Origin of the sequence: Brevibacillus borstelensis, from assembly GCF_036700025.1 — a bacterium.
Lineage (GTDB): Bacteria > Bacillota > Bacilli > Brevibacillales > Brevibacillaceae > Brevibacillus > Brevibacillus borstelensis.
Window position 1 is genome coordinate 2,545,867 of the sequence record NZ_CP144922.1, and the last position, 17,265, is coordinate 2,563,131.

The window sequence follows — 17,265 nt, forward strand, 5'->3', positions numbered from 1 at the left end:
CCACTATAATTACGGGGAGAGGGGGTGAAGCAAAATGGCAGATACATTTGATCGTGTGAAAAAAATCATCGTAGATCGTCTGGGTGTAGATGAGTCCAAAATCACTTTGGAGGCTTCTTTCAAAGAAGATCTTGGTGCTGACTCCCTGGATGTTGTTGAACTGGTAATGGAACTGGAAGACGAATTCGATCTGGAAATTTCCGACGAAGACGCTGAAAAGATCACTACTGTTGGTGAGGTTGTTTCCTACATAACAGCTAACAAGTAGTTCCATTCAGTGGAAGTCCCGCATGGTCGGGGCTTCCCCCTTCCTTTCTCCATTTCCGATCGCAGTTCAACCCCTAAAAAGCAACAAGGAAGCGTATGGCTGACTTCATTATAGAGGTGATACCTTATGAAACGCAGAGTGGTGATTACCGGCGTTGGCGTTGTTTCGCCGCTTGGCAATGACGCGACGACATTCTGGAATAGCTTGCTGGAAGGAAAGTCGGGCATTTCACCGATTACTTCTTTCGATGCCTCTGACTACCCGACGCAAATTGCAGGGGAAGTCAAAGATTTCAATCCAGAAGACTATATGGATAAAAAAGATATTCGACGTACAGACCGATTCGTTCAGTTTGGACTGGCTGCTGCCAAGATGGCTGTGGAGGACGCCAAGCTGGAAATCACAGCTGAAAATGCCGAACGTGTTGGTGTATACATCGGATCAGGCATCGGGGGGCTCAGCACTTGGGAGGAGCAGCATCAGGTGCTGCTGGAAAAAGGGCCGCGCCGCGTCAGCCCGTTCTTTATCCCGATGCTTATCGCGAATATGGCTTCTGGAGCCGTGTCCATTCAATACGGAGCCAAAGGGCCTACTTCCAGTGCGATTACCGCATGTGCGACTGGAACGAACGCGATTGGCGACGCGCTTCGCCTGATCCAATACGATCAAGCGGATGTCATGATCACCGGGGGCGCAGAAGCGACGATCCGTCCGATGGCGTTTGCCGGCTTTTGTTCTGCCAAGGCTATGTCTACGCGAAATGACGAACCGACGAAGGCCAGCAGGCCGTTTGACCGCGACCGCGACGGATTTGTCATGGGCGAGGGTGCGGGCGTGCTTATTCTCGAAGAGCTTGAGCACGCGAAAAAACGCGGGGCTACCATTCTCGCAGAGGTGATCGGCTACGGCATGAGCGCGGACGCCCATCACATCACCGCTCCATCACCGGGAGGCGAGGGTGCTGCCCGCTGCATGAAGAACGCACTGAGAGACGCAGGTATCGAACCTTCCGAAGTGGAGTACATTAATGCACACGGTACTTCCACGGGTCAAGGGGACATTGCGGAAACGATGGCGATCAAGGAAGTGTTTGGCGAGCATGCATACAAGCTTGCAGTCAGCTCGACCAAATCGATGACGGGGCACCTGCTCGGTGCAACAGGCGGGGTAGAAGCGATTGCAACGGCGTTCGCGCTCCGTGATCAAATCTTGCCGCCGACGATTAATCTGGAGAACCCCGATCCAGAGTGCGATCTGGATTATGTACCGAATGAAGCACGCAAGGCGAAGGTGAATGTGGCCCTTTCCAATACGTTTGGATTTGGCGGTCACAACGCAACCATTATTTTAAAGCGTTACGAGGCATAAATGGTCCCTGCTCACAAGAAGAGTAGGAAGTCTTCGGGGATGGTGGTGAGGGTGATGAATTTCGCCGAGCTGCAAGAAACCATTGGCATCCGGTTTCGCGACGAGAGTGTTTTGCGGCAAGCGTTCACCCATTCTTCTTACGTCAACGAGCAACGCGGCAAGCGTATACAGGATAACGAGCGGCTGGAGTTTCTCGGCGACGCTGTCCTGGAGCTTACCGTTTCCCAGTTCCTGTATAAAACTTTTCCCAAGATGAGCGAGGGCGAAATGACCAAGCTTCGAGCAGCGATCGTCTGCGAGCCCTCACTCGTAAAGTTTGCTGAGCTGCTTCGCTTTGGTGAGCTCGTTCTCTTGGGAAAAGGGGAAGAATTGACGGGTGGCCGGCAGCGGCCCGCTCTGTTGGCAGATGTGTTTGAAGCATTTATCGGAGCGCTTTACCTGGACCAAGGTCTGGATGCGGTTTTCACCTTTATGGAAAAATACGTTTATCCGCGCGTGGATAAAGGGGAGTTTACCAACCTGACGGACTTCAAGAGCCAGCTCCAGGAATTTGTTCAGCAGGATAACCTGGGTGAAATCAACTACCGCATATTGGAAGAAAAAGGCCCTGCTCACAACCGTGAGTTTGTGTCCGAAGTGCTTTTGAACAATCGGTCGCTGGGTGTTGGCACAGGCCGTTCCAAGAAAGAAGCGGAACAACAGGCAGCCGCAAAAGCATTGATTCTACTCGGTGCCAAGTAATACGGAAAATGAGTATGAAGGAGAGTGAGGAAGCGCCTGTGCTTGTCTCGCTCTTTTTTTCATATGGTTTGTAGAAGCGTACAGCAAAGGCTCCATCTGTCAGGACGGAGAAAGATACCGCTCGATTGCAGTTATATGGTACACTATAAAGGGAATGTCCTAGAAAAAATCTTGCGCTCCTGTCCCAGGCAGGAGCTTTCTTTTAGAACGCTATTCAAGTAGTGACAGTTTCTTTGTAGAGCTTCAAAACAGGAGCTTTTTTGGTAGGAGGACCATTCGTATGTATTTGAAACGCCTGGAACTGGCAGGGTTCAAATCGTTTGCAGACCGGACAGAGCTTGAATTTGTCCCTGGTGTCACCGCTGTAGTCGGACCAAACGGCAGCGGCAAAAGCAACGTCTCGGACTCGATCCGCTGGGTGCTCGGCGAACAGAGCGCCAAGTCTCTTCGCGGAGCCAAGATGGAAGACATCATTTTTGCCGGCAGCGACTCGCGAAAACCGGTAAATTATGCAGAAGTGACCTTAACGCTGGACAATACAGACAGGTCTCTCGACGTGGAGTATTCGGAAGTATCCGTGACCCGTCGGGTGTATCGTTCGGGCGATAGCGAATATTACATAAATAAACGAGCGTGCCGGCTCAAGGACATTATGGAGCTGTTCATGGATACCGGGCTCGGAAAAGAAGCATACTCGATCATCGGACAAGGAAAGATCGAGGAAATCCTCAGCACGAAATCCGAAGACCGCCGCGGCATTTTCGAAGAGGCGGCAGGGATCGTCAAATACAAGAGCCGCAAGCGGGAAGCAGAGAAAAAGCTGGATGAAACGGAACAAAATCTCGTTCGTATTCATGATATTGTCAGCGAGATAAACGAGCAGGTCGGCCCTTTGAAAGAACAGGCCGAAACCGCACGTACCTATAAGCAATTGCATCAGACACTGGTTGAGCATGAAATCTCCCTTTACGTACAGCAGATCGAAGCCGCCCATGCGAAGTGGGAGGAAGCGGGAAGACGCGTCCAGGAGCTTCAGGAAGAGCTGGCCGGACAGTCGGCGCAGGCATCCTCCAGAGAAGCCGATCTGGAGAAGGCGAAGTTTCACGTCAGCCAGATAGATGAATCGATTGAGGAGTTGCAGCAGGTTCTCTTGACCGTCAGTGAGGAGACGGAAAAAGTAGAGGGGCAGCGGGAAGTGTTGAAAGAAAGGCTGCGCAACCTGGCAGCCAATCGCTCGCAAACAATCGAGCAGCTTCACCGCATTACGGAAAAGCAGCACGCCGTGGAAGCGGAACTAGAGGGAGAGCTGGCCCGCAAGGAAGAGACAAGCAAGCGGCTCTCGGAAGCCCAAGCTGCCCTGCGCGAGGCGGAGAACCAGTTTTACGCCATGGTCCAATCGCTGACCGACGACGTAGAGCGGCTAAAGGGCGACTACTTTGAAAAAGTAAACGATCTGGCCAATTTGCGAAATGAGATTCGCCATCAGCAGCAGCTACTGCAGACAGGCCTTGCCCGTGCAGAAAGACTTTCGAGCGAGAAAGAGCGGCTTGACCAGGAGGAAGCGACCCGGATCGGAAAAATCGAAGAGCTTCGGGGGCAGCTTCGGGAGATCGAAGCGGCTCTCGAAGAGACGCTGGCCCGCTACAAGGAATCACTCGAACGGATTCGCGAGGGACAAGCCCGGTTGGAGACGGCCCGGCGCGAGCTGAGGCAGGCGGAGCAGCGCAAAGAAGCGATCCGTTCCCGCTTGGATATGCTCAAGGAAATGCAGGCTGACTTTGCCGGCTTCCAGCAAGGGGTAAAGGAAATATTGAAGGCCCGGGAACGCGGATTTCAAGGCATTCACGGCGCCGTGGCGGAGCTGGTTGTCGTACCGGAGAAATACGAGACAGCGATGGAAGTGGCCCTTGGCGGAGCGCTGCAAAACGTCGTGGTGGAAAATGAGGCTGCCGGCCGGGCTGCCATCGCTTATTTGAAGCAGCACAACGCGGGACGAGCTACCTTTCTCCCGCTGGATGTCATCCGTCCGCGCAGTCTGCAGCCGGAGGACAAGCGCCTTCTCGGCAAGGAGGCGGGCGTCGTCGGCATTGCCAGCGAACTGGTTTCCTATGATGCTGCGTATCGGACCATCGTAGAGTCACTGCTGGGAAATGTGATCGTGACAGAGTCTCTTGAACAGGCGAATCGCGTAGCCCGCACGATCGGGTACCGCTACCGGGTCGTGACTTTGGAAGGGGACATCGTCAACGCCGGGGGTTCCATGACGGGTGGCGCCTTGAAGAAAAACTCGACGAACCTGCTGGGGAGAAACCGTCAGGCTGAAGAGCTGGAAGCGCAAATGACCCAGATCGACGAGGCCATTATTGGGCATACTACACTGGTGGAAAATGTAACCAAAGAGCTGCTTCAGATCGAGCAGGAGCAGGAGCAGCTGCGCAATCAGGGAGAACAGCTTCGCCTCAAGGAGCAGGAAGTGAAGGTCATCCTGCAACAGACAGAGGGAGAAGGGAAAAATCTCTCCGACCGGCTGCTCGTGGTCGATCAGGACATTGCCGGTTACGAACGGGAAATGAATGAAGCCCGCAAAAAGCTGGAGGAGCTGGAAGCAGCTCTCGCCCTGATGACGGAGGAAGAAAAAGCGCTGTCGGACCAGATTGCCGCTGCGGAAGCAAAGCGTCAGGAGCAACTGGAATCAAAAGAAGAGATGAATCAACGGATCACCAGCTTGAAGGTGCTGGATGCGCAGGTGAGCTCTGAGCATCAATCCCGCGTCGAGCAGGTAGAGAGATTGGAAGAGCAAAAGAAGACCCTGCAGCGCGAATGGGAAGAGCTGAATAAGACACTTGCTTCCTACGACGAGCTGGAGGCGACGAACGAAACAAGCAGTGCCGAGCTCGACCAGAAGATCGCCGAGCTGCGCCAGGATAAAGAGCGAGTCGCTTCGCTGATCCAGGAACGCCGTAGCGAACGCGCGACTCTGTACCATCGCCAGGAGCAGGTGGAGCTGGAGGTAAAAGAGATCCGCAAGCGGCTCAAAGCATTGGAAGACAGCCTGCATCAGGAGGAGGTCAAGGTCAACCGCTTTGACGTCGAACTGGATCACTTGTTGAATAAACTCTCCCAAGAGTACGAAATGAGCTATGATCTGGCCAAGCAAAAATATCCGCCGCGCGGCGAGATTGAAAGCGAGCAGCAAATCGTCAACCGCTTGAAGAAAGAAATTGCTGCGCTCGGTACAGTAAACCTCGGCGCGATTGAAGAATACGAACGCCTTTCGGAGCGACAGCAATTCCTCAGTGCCCAGGAAGAGGATTTGAATGAAGCCAAAGCGATGCTCTACCAGGTGATCGAAGAAATGGACCAGGAGATGTCCCGCAGGTTCAAGGAGACCTTTGACGCGATCCAGGAGCAGTTCCGGGACGTATTTGTCCAGTTGTTTGGCGGAGGCCGGGCCGATCTGGTATTATCCAATCCAGACAGTCTGCTCGATACGGGCATTGACATCGTCGCCCAGCCACCCGGCAAAAAGCTGCAAAATCTCGCCCTCCTCTCAGGGGGAGAACGCGCACTGACAGCGATGGCCCTGCTGTTTGCCATACTCAAGGTCAAGCCGGTGCCGTTCTGCGTGCTCGACGAGGTAGAGGCTGCGCTGGACGAGGCCAATGTCAACCGCTTTGCCGAATACATGCATCAATTCAGCGGTCAGACACAGTTTATTTGCGTGACTCACAGGAAAGGCACCATGGAGAGCGCCGATGTGCTGTACGGTGTCACGATGCAGGAGGGCGGCGTTTCCAAGATCGTTTCCGTCAAGCTGGAGGACACGCGCAAATATATCGAGTCGGCTTGAGAAGCCCGATAAAGCCAGTCATGTAAAGGCATGGCGCTTTTACTCAGACAGAAAAGGAAGATGAAGATGAGCTTTTTTAAACGCTTGCGGGATGCGATTGTACAAAAATCGGAAGCAGTCACGCAGAAGTTTACAGACGGATTGGCCAAGACCCGAGACCTCTTGGTGGAAAAGGTGGAGGATCTCGTCCGTCGCTACAAAAAAATCGATGAGAACTTCTTTGAAGAGCTGGAAGAAATTTTGATCACCGCCGATGTCGGGGTCAATACCGTCATGGAGCTGATCGACGAGCTCCGCTCCGAGGTTCGCAAGCAAAAGATCGAAGACGCGATGGACTTGCAGCCGATCTTGTCCGAGAAGCTGGTTGCCCTGCTGAAAAATGACGATTCCATGGACGCAGGCCTGAACATCGAGGACGGCCGCTTGAACGTCATCCTGTTTGTCGGCGTCAACGGCGTCGGAAAGACGACGACGATCGGGAAGATGGCGCATATGTTCAAGCAGCAAGGCAAAAAAGTGCTGCTGGCAGCCGGCGATACATTTCGCGCAGCCGCCATCGAACAGTTGGAAGTGTGGGGAGACCGCGTAGGCGTGGACGTGATCAAGCACCAGCAGGGAGCCGATCCCGCGGCCGTGATCTACGATGCAGTGCAGGCGGCAAAATCGCGGGGAGTGGACATCCTCCTGTGCGATACGGCGGGACGTTTGCAAAACAAAGTAAACCTGATGGAAGAGCTGAGCAAGGTCCACCGCGTCCTGCAGCGGGAATTGCCAGGAGCGCCGCATGAAGTGCTCCTCGTGCTCGATGCCACGACGGGACAAAATGCGCTCTCGCAAGCGAAAACGTTCGGAAAGTCTGCCGGCGTGACAGGGATTGTCCTCACAAAGCTGGACGGTACGGCAAAAGGCGGCATCGTCATCGCGATTCGCAACGAATTGAACATCCCGGTGAAATACGTGGGACTTGGCGAGAGGATGGACGACTTGCAGCCGTTTGACCCGGAACAGTTTGTCCACGCCTTGTTCGCCGGACTGATCGCGCAGGAGACAGAGGGCGAGCAGCAGCCGGAGGCTTGATCTTTCGCGTACAGGAACCGTAATTGTTGTTCCAAAAATCTTGTCAATAAAAAAGCTTGACAGTACATGGGGAATTAGGTAGTATAGGTATCGTGCTGTAAAGGAAAAAGTCTTTACAGGATGATTCGAGTACCTCTCAGCAAAGGATTGGTTACATGCTCGAAAAAACCAATCAAGTTAATCTCTTGTTTGACTTTTACGCACCGCTTCTCAAGGGCAAGCAGCGCGAATATCTGGAATTGTATTATCTGGACGATTTGTCGCTGGGCGAAATTGCCGAGATGCACGAGGTCAGCAGACAGGCTGTGTACGATCACATCAAGCGGGCAGAGAAACAGCTCTTCGAATACGAAGACAAGCTGCGTTTGTCGGCCCGGCATGAACAGCGGCAGGCTTTGCTGAACCGGATGGAGAGCATTGTCGAGGGACTTGCGGACAGCGGAGCGAGAGATGACTTGATGACTTTGCTCCACCAACTGTCAGAGATGGATTAGGAGGGCTCGTATGGCGTTTGAAAGCTTAGCCAGCCGGCTGCAGAGCGCATTTGACAAACTGCGCGGCAGAGGCAAGATCGACGAGGCCGTCGTCAGTGAGGCGATGCGCGAAGTCCGTCTGGCCCTGCTGGAAGCCGACGTCAACTTCAAGGTCGTAAAGGATTTCGTTGCTCGCGTAAAAGAGCGGGCAGTCGGGCAAGAGGTGCTCAAGAGCCTCACTCCCGGCCAGATGGTCATCAAGATCGTCAACGAAGAGCTGATCGAATTAATGGGCGGAAACGTCGCCCAATTGGCCGCGTCTCACCGACCGCCAACAGTCGTCATGATGGCTGGTCTGCAAGGGGCCGGTAAGACGACGACGACTGGCAAGCTGGCCAAGTACTTGCAAAAGCAAAATCGCAAACCGCTATTGGTTGCAGCCGACATTTACCGTCCGGCAGCCATCAAGCAGCTGCAGGTTTTGGGGGATCAACTGAACGTTCCCGTTTTCTCTCTGGGTGATCAGGTAAGTCCGGTCGAGATCGCCAAACAAGCGATCGACCATGCGAAAGCCAATCACCTCGACTATGTGATTATCGATACGGCGGGCAGGCTGCATATTGACGAAGCGCTGATGGAAGAGCTGAAGCAAGTGCGCGAAGTAGCCAAGCCGGACGAAATTTTGCTCGTAGTCGACGCGATGACAGGTCAAGATGCCGTCAACGTGGCAGAGAGCTTCAACAGCCAGTTGGAGCTGACGGGCGTGATTCTGACCAAGCTTGACGGCGATACGCGCGGCGGTGCAGCCTTGTCCGTAAAAGCAGTGACAGGCAAGCCGATCAAGTTTGCCGCGATGGGCGAAAAGCTGGATGCTCTGGAGCCGTTTCACCCGGATCGCATGGCCTCCCGGATTCTCGGGATGGGCGATGTGCTCAGCCTGATCGAAAAGGCGCAGGAAGCCGTCGATGAAGAGAAGGCCAAAGAGATGGAACGCCAGATGCGCCAAGGGGAATTTACGTTTGACATGTTCCTCGACGCCATGCAGCAAATGCGCAACCTCGGACCTTTTGAGGACCTTCTCGGCATGATGCCGGGAATGAACAAGATGAAGGGCTCCGTAAAGGTGGATGAAAAACAGATTGCCCGTGTCGAGGCGATCGCCAAATCGATGACCAAAGAAGAGCGCTCCAACCCTGAGTTGCTCAACGCCAGCCGCCGAAAACGCATCGCGGCAGGCAGCGGGACAACGATTCAGGAAGTAAACCGGTTCATCAAGCAGTTTGACGAGATGAAAAAAATGATGAAGCAGTTTACCGGCGTCGCGGACAAGATGAAAAAGAAGGCGAAGAAAAAAGGCTTCGGACTTCCGTTCATGGGCAAAGGCGGCAATCAGGGAGGAAACAACTTCCCGTTCAATTTCAAGCCGCCATTTAAATAAGTGGGATGATCTCTTCGCCTCTTTTTGCAAAAGCAAGGGCGGCGATGGTTCAGATAAGCATTGCCAACGCATAGTTGATTGCGTTGATCCATATAGGAGGTGAACAACATGGCAGTTAAAATCCGTCTGAAGCGTATGGGTTCCAAGAAAGCTCCATTCTACCGTGTAGTTGTTGCTGACTCCCGTTCTCCGCGTGATGGCCGTTTCATCGAGGAAATCGGTTACTACAACCCGGTTGCTCAACCGGCTGTTGTGAACATTGACACTGAGAAAGCGGTGCAATGGATCCTGAACGGTGCAGCTCCGACTGATACCGTTCGCAACCTGCTCTCCAAAGCAGGCGTTATGGCGAAAGTACACGAAACGAAATACGGCAAGTAAGCCGTTCATCTGGAGGTCCGATGATGAAAGCACTGGTCGAAACGATCGCAAAGGCTCTCGTCGATCATCCTGATGAAGTTCGTGTCAATGCGGTGGAGAAAGAGCGCACGCTCGTCTACGAACTGTCGGTGCATCCCGATGATATGGGGAAGATCATCGGCAAGCAGGGGCGAATAGCGAAGGCTCTTCGCACTGTCGTGACCGCCGCATCTGTGCAAACGGACAAGCGGGTCACGGTTGAGATTGTCTAGGAAAGGCTGGGAGGTGTCCCAGTCTTTTTTCTATAGGTCCAGATGTCGACTAGTCCTTACGGGAGGAAATGGCAGACGTGCTCACGATCTTACGTACGGTCCAGGTGAAAATCGTTTTGACCGAAGCGTCTCGTGCCGCGCTAACCGAGCAGTACCAAAGGCAGCTTCGCCAACAGCAGGACGAATGGCAGCAGTGGGAGTTTCAGGCGAAAAAGCTTTTGGCTGATGCCCGCAAACGATCGGCAGACATGCTGCAGCAGGTACAGGAAAAAATTTCGCAGGAAGAGCGCCGCCGCCAGGAAAAGCAGGAGCATTTGCATGTACAGATGAGGCTGGTGGAAACCTTGCCTGCGGGTGCGGAATTGGACTATATGACGGTACAAAGCCCGGTTCAAATTGAAATTGGCGACGTTTGGGAAGAAAAAATGTCAGGAACGGTAATCCTGATAAAAGACGGTGTCGTTAACGAGATTAGAAACGGACCGCCGACTAACGGGTAAACAGCCGTGCTTCGTCACTGCTTGTACTCGAAACACAGGTTTTCGCGAACCGAAAGGAGGAACCGCATGAGTGAAAAGCGTTTCTATACCGTGGGAAAGCTGGTAAATACGCAAGGGCTGCGGGGAGAAGTCAGGGTCATTTCCACGACTGATTTCCCTGACGAGCGGTTTAAAAAAGGCAGCGAGCTGTATTTGTTCCACCCTTCCTTGGACAAGCCGATCACGCTTAAAGTAGCGACCCGCCGTTCCCACAAGGATTTTGAAATCCTTAGTTTTGAAGGGTACTCGTCTATCAACGACGTGGAGAAATACAAGGGCGGCGAACTGAAAATCCCGGACGATGCCCTGCTGGAGCTGGAGGAAGACGAATTTTACATACACCAGCTGGTAGGCTGTCTGGTGGTGACAGATACGGGAGAAGAGCTGGGAAAAATCGTCGATGTCCTCCAGCCCGGTGCCAATGACGTATGGGTCGTAAAAGGGAAGCGCGGAGAAATCCTTTTGCCGTATATTGACGATTGCATCAAGGAAGTCGATATTGCCGGCAAACGCGTTGTCTGCCACCTGATGGAAGGCTTGCTGTAGAGGAGGACAATGGGTGCGAATTGACATATTGACACTGTTTCCCGAAATGTTCGAAGGAGTCTTGGGGAGCAGCATTCTCGGCAAGGCCAAGGAAAAGGGAATCGTGGACTTTCACGTGACAAACTTTCGGGAGTTTTCCGAGAGCAAGCACGGTACCGTGGACGATACGCCATACGGCGGCGGCGGGGGCATGGTTCTCAAGCCGGAACCGTTGTTTCGGGCTGTCGAGGCAGTAACCGCTGAGGCGAAGCCTCGGGTTATCCTCATGTGTCCGCAAGGCAAGCCGTATCGACAAAAGCTGGCGGAGGAGCTGGCCCGTGAAGAGCACCTGGTGTTTATATGCGGGCACTACGAAGGCTATGACGAACGCATCCGCCAATATCTCGTGACCGATGAAATATCGATCGGCGACTACGTGCTGACAGGTGGCGAGCTGGCTGCCATGGTCGTCATCGACAGTGTCGTCCGCCTCCAACCCGGGGCTTTGGGCAATGAGAGCTCGGCTGTGGAGGATTCCTTCACCACCGGATTGCTGGAGCATCCTCACTATACGCGCCCGGCTGAGTTCCGCGGGTGGAAGGTGCCTGATATTTTGCTCTCGGGCCACCATGCCAATATTGTTCGCTGGCGGATGAAGGAATCCCTGAGGAGAACAAAAGAGCGCAGGCCCGACCTGCTGGCTGCTATGGAAATGACCGAGGACATGCAGAAGCTGCTGCGCGAGCTGGAACAAGAGGAAAAAAATTCGGGCTTGTCTAAGGAATAAACCTTGTAGTTTGCAGATCAATATGCTAATATACTTCTTGTGGCAATTTTGCCCGCTGACTAAGGCGGTCCGCTACTCGTATCCCGGTTTTCATGCCGGCTATTGATAGACGAGTAAGAACGTCTGATCGGAAGGAGGGAATTGAGGATGAACCAAGTAATTCGTGAATTGGAAAAAGAGCAACTGAAACAGGACATTCCTGCGTTCCGACCTGGTGACACTGTTCGTGTTCACGTTAAGGTTATCGAGGGTCAGCGCGAGCGTATCCAGCTGTTTGAAGGCGTTGTGATCCGCCGCCGTGGTACAGGTGTCAGCGAAACCTTCACTGTTCGTAAGATTTCTTACGGCGTAGGTGTTGAGCGTACGTTCCCGGTACACACTCCAAAGATCGACAAGATCGAGGTTGTGCGCCACGGTAAAGTTCGCCGTGCGAAACTGTACTATCTGCGCGATCGCGTTGGTAAGGCAGCCCGCATCAAGGAAATTCGTCGATAATAGCAAGTGTTCGATAGAAAAGGGGTCTGGCCTGCTAGCCGGGCCTCTTTTTCCATTGCAGAAGAATGGAGAAACCCTATTTCGGGGAACATACCGGCAGAAGCGGAGGGATCGAAATATGAGCGAAGAAGTCGCCTCCAGCCGAGCCAAAAACGAGACATGGGAATGGCTCAAGGCATTAGGCATAGCGATCATTTTGGCGTTTATCATCCGAACGTTTCTGTTCGCCCCCTTCATCGTAGACGGTGAATCGATGGAGCACACTTTACATAACAACGAAAAATTGGTGGTCAATAAAGCTATCTACTATCTCTCCGAGCCGAAGCGCGGCGATATTATCGTTTTCCATGCCGAGGAAAAACGGGATTATATCAAGCGGGTTGTCGCGGTAGCGGGAGATACGGTAGAAGCGAAGGATGACCAGTTATTGATAAACGGGAAAGTCGTAGACGAGCCCTACTTGGCCCAAAATCGCAAGGAAGCGGCGGAGAGGAAGATTCCGCTGACTGAGGATTTCGGCCCCTTCCAGATCGGCGAAGGACAAATTTTTGTGCTTGGCGATAATCGCCTGAACAGTCACGATAGCCGCGCCATCGGCCCAGTTGGGCTGGATCGTGTGGTGGGACGTGCCGAGTTTGTATTTTGGCCCTTCTCCGACATACGGGTAACCCGTTGATCGGACGAATATGTATGACAAAAAGGCAGGTGAGACGTCATGGCCATTCAGTGGTTTCCCGGACATATGGCAAAGGCCCGCAGACAGGTTACGGAGAAGCTGAAGCAGATTGACGTAGTGATCGAACTGCTTGACTCCAGGCTGCCGCTATCAAGCCGCAATCCGATGATCGACGAGATTGTGAGTGAAAAGCCGAGATTGCTGCTGCTGAACAAAGCCGATTTGGCAGATGACAAGGTAACGGAAGAGTGGGTTCGATACTTCCGCGAGCAAAACCTCCGGACTCTCCCCATCGATGCTTTGAGCGGAAAAGGCGTGAACAAGCTGCCCGAAGTCTGCAAGGAGCTGGCAGCAGATATGCTGGCCAAGCGAGCGGAGCGCGGCATGCAGGCCCGAGCGATCCGGATTATGATTCTCGGGATTCCAAACGTGGGGAAATCCTCGCTGATCAACCGACTGGCCAAGCGTGCCGTGGCGCAAACGGGTGACAGACCGGCTGTTACCAAGGCGCAGCAATGGGTAAAAATGGGCGACACCTTGGAGCTGCTCGATACGCCAGGGATTCTGTGGCCGAAGTTTGAGGATCAGATGGTCGGTCTTCGGCTGGCAGCGAGCGGCGCCATCAAGGATGAATTGATCGATTTTACGGAAGTGGCGCTCTTTGCGATCAGCTACATGATGCACTATTACCCGGAACGCTTGACAGAGCGGTTCAAGCTGAAGGAATTGCCCCAAGACCGGGTCACCATGCTCGAGGAAATCGGCAAAAAGCGCGGCTGCCTCATATCAGGCGGAGAAATCGACTATGACAAGGCAGCCGAGTTGTTTTTGCGCGACCTGCGGTCAGGCAAATTGGGGACCGTTACGCTGGAGCGCCCCATCGATTGGGAAATGGAAGAACCGATCGGCAAGCCGCAAGCCCTCATTTAGGAGGCTTACAGATACACACCTGTCTATCCAATGGGTAGACGGGTTTTTTCGTAAATACATAGCGTAAGGTGATGGAATCAATGAATCTGGCCGAAATGTCGATAAAAGAAATACGGGATCTGCTAGAAAAAATGGACGAGGTCCCGAAAGATTTTTTACAATTGCTGAAAGAAGATAAACGAAAAGGCGTGCATGACCTTGTGCGCCAAATGGAGCAAGCCAAGGCCAGACAGGAGAAGCTTGCCTGCCAGTGGGAGGAGATGACCACGTTTGAACGGTCGCTCCGGGCTGAGGGATATGAGCATCTTCTCGGCATCGACGAAGTAGGGCGAGGACCTCTGGCGGGGCCTGTAGTGGCTGCGGCTGTCTGTTTGCCGCCAGATTTTTACCTGCCTGGTTTGAATGATTCGAAAAAGTTGCCGGCTGCGACGAGAGAAGCATTTTACGAAGTCATTGCATCCAAAGCGGTTGCGGTCGGGATTGGCATCGTATCCGCCGAACGCATCGATGAGATCAATATTTTGGAAGCGACGAAAGAAGCGATGAAGCTGGCTATCGCAGATGCTTCGCTTGCCCCGGACGCTTGCCTGATCGACGCTGTTCAGTTGAAGGATCTGCCCTACAGGCAATTGCCGATCATCGGCGGAGACGGCAAAAGCGTCTCCATTGCGGCGGCCTCGGTCGTCGCAAAGGTGACACGAGACCGAATCATGGCAAAATACGCAGAAACCTATCCGCAATACGGCTTTGAAAAAAACGCTGGCTACGGTACGGCGGAGCATCTGGCGGCTCTGGAGCGCTGCGGTTCGACCCCGATCCATCGGAGGACGTTTACCGGGGTAAAGGCGCAGGCCTGACGCTCCGGCACCGGGCTTGCGATATAGGAGGCATGACATGTTTTCCCCTGCGCAAATGGTACAATCGCTCATGCAGCGCACCGGCGCTGCGGCTCCCAAACCGATTGAGTTTACACCTGGCCAAGTATTTACAGGAGCGGTAGTGAGGACATATCCAGAAAATATGGCATTGGTCCAGATCGGGGGGATGCAGGTCCAGGCAAAGCTGGAAGCGAATCTGGAAGCAGGCCAGCGAGCCTGGCTTCAAGTCCAGCCGACCAGCGGTGTCATCACACTGAAGGTGCTGAACTCTCCGCAGGGTGGAACGGTCGCAGATGCATCCCTCGAAGGCTTGATGAGGTCTCTGGGCTTCGCGGAAACAAAAGAGAACCGAGCGATCGTCCAAGCACTGGTTTCGTCAAACCTTCCTGTAAATCGGGATGCTGTACAAAGCTATGCTGCCGTGACACAGCAGTTGGGAGCGGATCAGGGGACACTGGATGCGTTCCTGCTTGCCTTGAAGCGCAATCTACCGGTGACGCCCGACTCAATTGCAGGCTTGAAAGCATTTCTGTCAGAAAAGCCGCTCGCTCAAGTGATACAACATTTTTTGAACCAAGCCGACAGCTTTTTGCAATCTGAGGAACAAGGGGCGAATCGCTTCTCGCAAGACGGAAGCCAAGCAAGGCCTTCAGGCGGCAGTGGAGCGGGAAATGCGGCTGCCGATCTTCTGAACGCCCAGCTTCGGATGATTGTCGGACAGCTCCGCGATAAAGTCGCCAAACTGCCAGTCGCTTTGCCACAGGGCGATGTGTCCGAATCACCGCAGCCAGCGTCAAATTCTGCAGCTATGGCCGGCCATGCAAAAGGAGCGGCGACTGGGCAGTTCGGCGAGCAGCAGTTGAGGACGCTGACAGAGCAGGTCTCGAGGTCTGGGAATCAGCCATTCAGCCAGCCACGAGCCGGAGGTCTGACCACTTCCGCCGACCAGCCTGCGGGCATATGGCAAGCGGAATCGAGCGGTACAGATACCGACAGAGCAGCATCCCTCCAGTCCTCGCAAACTCCGCGAAATGACCACCCGATTTTGGAGATGTTTCGTCAGTTGGGGCTTTCCCACGAGCGCGATGCGTTGGGACATGCGATGAAGGGTGCACAAGAAGCTCAGAGGCAACTGGAGTCTGTAAAGTCCCTGTTATTGCAGCTTGCCTCCAGTTCGCAAAACGGCATGCCTGCAGGTCTGCGCGATGCGGCAGACACTCTGCTGCAGCAAGTCACCGGACAGCAGCTCATGCTCGCACAGCCCTCCAATCAGCCGTTTGCACAAGTGGTCATGCAAATCCCTATCCGGACAAACGATGGCGAGGACACGGCCTATGTACAAATCGAGTCCAAGAAAAAAGGCGGAGGAGAGCTGGACCCGGAAAACTGCCGCCTGTTTTTCCATCTCGATCTAAATGCGATGGGCACGACCATGCTGGATGTCGGGATCGTCAACCGAATTGTGAATATCCAGGTGTTCAACAACAATGATTGGGTAGAACCGCTCGTCCAGAACATGCGAGAGGGTCTGGCTGACCAATTGCAAGGCATTGGCTATCAGCTCTCCTCCATGAGGGTACAGAGCATCCCGGACGCGGACGCGAAACGGACGGCCCCCCGGCTGGGCGGTAATAGTGGATACATGCTTGCAGACTACAAGGGGGTAGATTTTCGCGTATGAGCACCCCTCCCTTTGAAAGAGAAAAGCGAAAGCAAGCCGTTGCATTGCGTTATCAGGCTGGCGTGATGGAGGCGCCAACCGTTGTGGCCAAGGGCAAGGGCTACGTGGCGGAAAACCTGCTGAAGGCTGCCAAAGACAGCAATATTCCGATTCAGGAAGATCCATCACTGGTAGAAGTGCTGGGCAAACTCGATCTGAACCAGCAAATCCCTCCCGAGCTGTACCAGGTAGTAGCGGAAGTCCTCGCTTTCGTCTACCGTCTGGACAAAGGAGGGAAAAAGTTGGGGTGAATGATGCACGCCGTGAACTGGGCCATCGAGGCGAGCGCATGGCGGAAGCGTATTTGCAGCAAAAAGGGCTTCGGATCGTAGAACGGAATTACCGGACAGCGAGGGGAGAAATCGACCTGGTTGCTTGGGACGGGGATGTTCTTGTGTTCGTCGAGGTTCGTACTCGAAGCGGCCTGAGATACGGCTCTGCTTTAGAGTCAATTACATGGCAGAAGCAAAAAAAGCTGAGGGAGATGGCGCTCACGTACATGCAAGCGAATATGATTTCGGTGAGACAGTTTCGCTTTGATGTAGTGGGGATCCAGTATCATACGGGCAAAGCGAACGATAGGGCCAATATGGACATTACGGTCCAAGCACCAGTCATTACCCATGTCGAGTATGCCTTTTAAAACCGAAAAACGGGCGCCAAATAGGCCGCCTACTGGGGATGCGTCTAAAGCAGAGGGCCGTTTGATCGCGTACTATGTACTGTACTCGACGCGATGAAACTCCTCCAAGCACCATCTCTTGACCTTCCGGCTTCGCCGGGGGGTATTTTTTTGTTCCCCTGAGCAGAGCATTCATTCCGCAACGGTCACTCCCTGTCCTTTGGAAAGGCATAATTCTGCTGTTCA

The 17,265-nt window shown here is 53.7% G+C and carries 19 protein-coding genes; all 19 read left to right on the plus strand.

Annotation, left to right across the window (positions count from 1 at the left end):
* Positions 1–34: 34 nt before the first annotated feature.
* The 19 genes from acpP (at position 35) to V5G20_RS12040 (ending at position 17,040) form a co-directional block, all read left to right on the plus strand.
* A complete protein-coding gene (acpP, locus tag V5G20_RS11950; RefSeq protein ID WP_003386034.1) occupies positions 35–268 on the plus strand; it encodes an acyl carrier protein in 234 nt (77 codons plus the stop codon).
* Between the two features lie 126 nt (positions 269–394).
* Positions 395–1,636: a beta-ketoacyl-ACP synthase II gene (fabF, locus tag V5G20_RS11955; protein ID WP_003386033.1), complete on the plus strand. Its 1,242-nt coding sequence runs from the start codon at positions 395–397 to the stop codon at positions 1,634–1,636.
* Positions 1,637–2,377, plus strand: a complete 741-nt coding sequence (gene rnc / locus V5G20_RS11960; RefSeq protein ID WP_031932924.1) for a ribonuclease III — start codon at positions 1,637–1,639, stop codon at positions 2,375–2,377.
* Positions 2,378–2,657: 280 nt separating this feature from the next.
* Positions 2,658–6,227: a chromosome segregation protein SMC gene (smc, locus tag V5G20_RS11965; protein ID WP_031932923.1), complete on the plus strand. Its 3,570-nt coding sequence runs from the start codon at positions 2,658–2,660 to the stop codon at positions 6,225–6,227.
* A gap of 66 nt (positions 6,228–6,293) precedes the next feature.
* Complete coding sequence (ftsY, locus tag V5G20_RS11970) at positions 6,294–7,304, plus strand: signal recognition particle-docking protein FtsY (protein ID WP_003386029.1); 1,011 nt, start codon at positions 6,294–6,296, stop codon at positions 7,302–7,304.
* 155 nt (positions 7,305–7,459) lie between these two features.
* A complete protein-coding gene (locus V5G20_RS11975) occupies positions 7,460–7,798 on the plus strand; it encodes a putative DNA-binding protein (RefSeq protein WP_003386028.1) in 339 nt (112 codons plus the stop codon).
* 10 nt (positions 7,799–7,808) lie between these two features.
* A complete protein-coding gene (gene ffh, locus V5G20_RS11980) occupies positions 7,809–9,215 on the plus strand; it encodes a signal recognition particle protein (RefSeq protein WP_003386027.1) in 1,407 nt (468 codons plus the stop codon).
* A gap of 108 nt (positions 9,216–9,323) precedes the next feature.
* Positions 9,324–9,596, plus strand: a complete 273-nt coding sequence (gene rpsP / locus V5G20_RS11985) for a 30S ribosomal protein S16 (protein WP_003386026.1) — start codon at positions 9,324–9,326, stop codon at positions 9,594–9,596.
* A gap of 23 nt (positions 9,597–9,619) precedes the next feature.
* A complete protein-coding gene (locus V5G20_RS11990) occupies positions 9,620–9,847 on the plus strand; it encodes a KH domain-containing protein (protein ID WP_003386025.1) in 228 nt (75 codons plus the stop codon).
* A 68-nt stretch (positions 9,848–9,915) separates the two neighbouring features.
* Positions 9,916–10,347, plus strand: coding sequence for a YlqD family protein (locus tag V5G20_RS11995; protein ID WP_003386024.1), 432 nt, complete (start codon positions 9,916–9,918; stop codon positions 10,345–10,347).
* A 66-nt stretch (positions 10,348–10,413) separates the two neighbouring features.
* Positions 10,414–10,932, plus strand: coding sequence for a ribosome maturation factor RimM (rimM, locus tag V5G20_RS12000; protein ID WP_024982988.1), 519 nt, complete (start codon positions 10,414–10,416; stop codon positions 10,930–10,932).
* Between the two features lie 13 nt (positions 10,933–10,945).
* A complete protein-coding gene (gene trmD, locus V5G20_RS12005; protein WP_003386022.1) occupies positions 10,946–11,698 on the plus strand; it encodes a tRNA (guanosine(37)-N1)-methyltransferase TrmD in 753 nt (250 codons plus the stop codon).
* A gap of 147 nt (positions 11,699–11,845) precedes the next feature.
* Positions 11,846–12,193 (plus strand): 50S ribosomal protein L19, encoded by a 348-nt coding sequence (rplS, locus tag V5G20_RS12010; protein ID WP_003386021.1) that lies wholly within the window; start codon positions 11,846–11,848, stop codon positions 12,191–12,193.
* Between the two features lie 118 nt (positions 12,194–12,311).
* Complete coding sequence (lepB, locus tag V5G20_RS12015) at positions 12,312–12,869, plus strand: signal peptidase I (RefSeq protein WP_003386020.1); 558 nt, start codon at positions 12,312–12,314, stop codon at positions 12,867–12,869.
* Positions 12,870–12,908: 39 nt separating this feature from the next.
* Positions 12,909–13,799, plus strand: a complete 891-nt coding sequence (gene ylqF / locus V5G20_RS12020) for a ribosome biogenesis GTPase YlqF (protein ID WP_338463424.1) — start codon at positions 12,909–12,911, stop codon at positions 13,797–13,799.
* An 80-nt stretch (positions 13,800–13,879) separates the two neighbouring features.
* Positions 13,880–14,656, plus strand: a complete 777-nt coding sequence (locus tag V5G20_RS12025) for a ribonuclease HII (protein WP_327927360.1) — start codon at positions 13,880–13,882, stop codon at positions 14,654–14,656.
* Positions 14,657–14,693: 37 nt separating this feature from the next.
* A complete protein-coding gene (locus tag V5G20_RS12030; protein ID WP_338463425.1) occupies positions 14,694–16,358 on the plus strand; it encodes a hypothetical protein in 1,665 nt (554 codons plus the stop codon).
* Positions 16,355–16,648 (plus strand): EscU/YscU/HrcU family type III secretion system export apparatus switch protein, encoded by a 294-nt coding sequence (locus V5G20_RS12035; protein ID WP_024982994.1) that lies wholly within the window; start codon positions 16,355–16,357, stop codon positions 16,646–16,648. The genes V5G20_RS12030 and V5G20_RS12035 overlap by 4 nt, the downstream gene beginning before the upstream one ends.
* Positions 16,645–17,040, plus strand: a complete 396-nt coding sequence (locus V5G20_RS12040) for a YraN family protein (protein ID WP_327985859.1) — start codon at positions 16,645–16,647, stop codon at positions 17,038–17,040. Before V5G20_RS12035 ends, V5G20_RS12040 begins: the two co-directional genes overlap by 4 nt.
* Positions 17,041–17,265: the final 225 nt, after the last annotated feature.

What these genes read in the sequence shown, in the direction of transcription:
- rpsP (WP_003386026.1), top strand. Translation starts at nt 9,324, where the DNA reads ATGGCAGTTAAAATCCGTCTGAAGCGTATGGGTTCCAAGAAAGCTCCA.
- V5G20_RS11995 (WP_003386024.1), top strand. Translation starts at nt 9,916, where the DNA reads ATGGCAGACGTGCTCACGATCTTACGTACGGTCCAGGTGAAAATCGTT.
- smc (WP_031932923.1), top strand. Translation starts at nt 2,658, where the DNA reads ATGTATTTGAAACGCCTGGAACTGGCAGGGTTCAAATCGTTTGCAGAC.
- rplS (WP_003386021.1), top strand. Translation starts at nt 11,846, where the DNA reads ATGAACCAAGTAATTCGTGAATTGGAAAAAGAGCAACTGAAACAGGAC.
- fabF (WP_003386033.1), top strand. Translation starts at nt 395, where the DNA reads ATGAAACGCAGAGTGGTGATTACCGGCGTTGGCGTTGTTTCGCCGCTT.
- rimM (WP_024982988.1), top strand. Translation starts at nt 10,414, where the DNA reads ATGAGTGAAAAGCGTTTCTATACCGTGGGAAAGCTGGTAAATACGCAA.
- ffh (WP_003386027.1), top strand. Translation starts at nt 7,809, where the DNA reads ATGGCGTTTGAAAGCTTAGCCAGCCGGCTGCAGAGCGCATTTGACAAA.
- V5G20_RS12030 (WP_338463425.1), top strand. Translation starts at nt 14,694, where the DNA reads ATGTTTTCCCCTGCGCAAATGGTACAATCGCTCATGCAGCGCACCGGC.
- rnc (WP_031932924.1), top strand. Translation starts at nt 1,637, where the DNA reads ATGGTCCCTGCTCACAAGAAGAGTAGGAAGTCTTCGGGGATGGTGGTG.
- V5G20_RS12035 (WP_024982994.1), top strand. Translation starts at nt 16,355, where the DNA reads ATGAGCACCCCTCCCTTTGAAAGAGAAAAGCGAAAGCAAGCCGTTGCA.
- V5G20_RS12025 (WP_327927360.1), top strand. Translation starts at nt 13,880, where the DNA reads ATGAATCTGGCCGAAATGTCGATAAAAGAAATACGGGATCTGCTAGAA.
- ftsY (WP_003386029.1), top strand. Translation starts at nt 6,294, where the DNA reads ATGAGCTTTTTTAAACGCTTGCGGGATGCGATTGTACAAAAATCGGAA.
- V5G20_RS11975 (WP_003386028.1), top strand. Translation starts at nt 7,460, where the DNA reads ATGCTCGAAAAAACCAATCAAGTTAATCTCTTGTTTGACTTTTACGCA.
- lepB (WP_003386020.1), top strand. Translation starts at nt 12,312, where the DNA reads ATGAGCGAAGAAGTCGCCTCCAGCCGAGCCAAAAACGAGACATGGGAA.
- acpP (WP_003386034.1), top strand. Translation starts at nt 35, where the DNA reads ATGGCAGATACATTTGATCGTGTGAAAAAAATCATCGTAGATCGTCTG.
- V5G20_RS11990 (WP_003386025.1), top strand. Translation starts at nt 9,620, where the DNA reads ATGAAAGCACTGGTCGAAACGATCGCAAAGGCTCTCGTCGATCATCCT.
- ylqF (WP_338463424.1), top strand. Translation starts at nt 12,909, where the DNA reads ATGGCCATTCAGTGGTTTCCCGGACATATGGCAAAGGCCCGCAGACAG.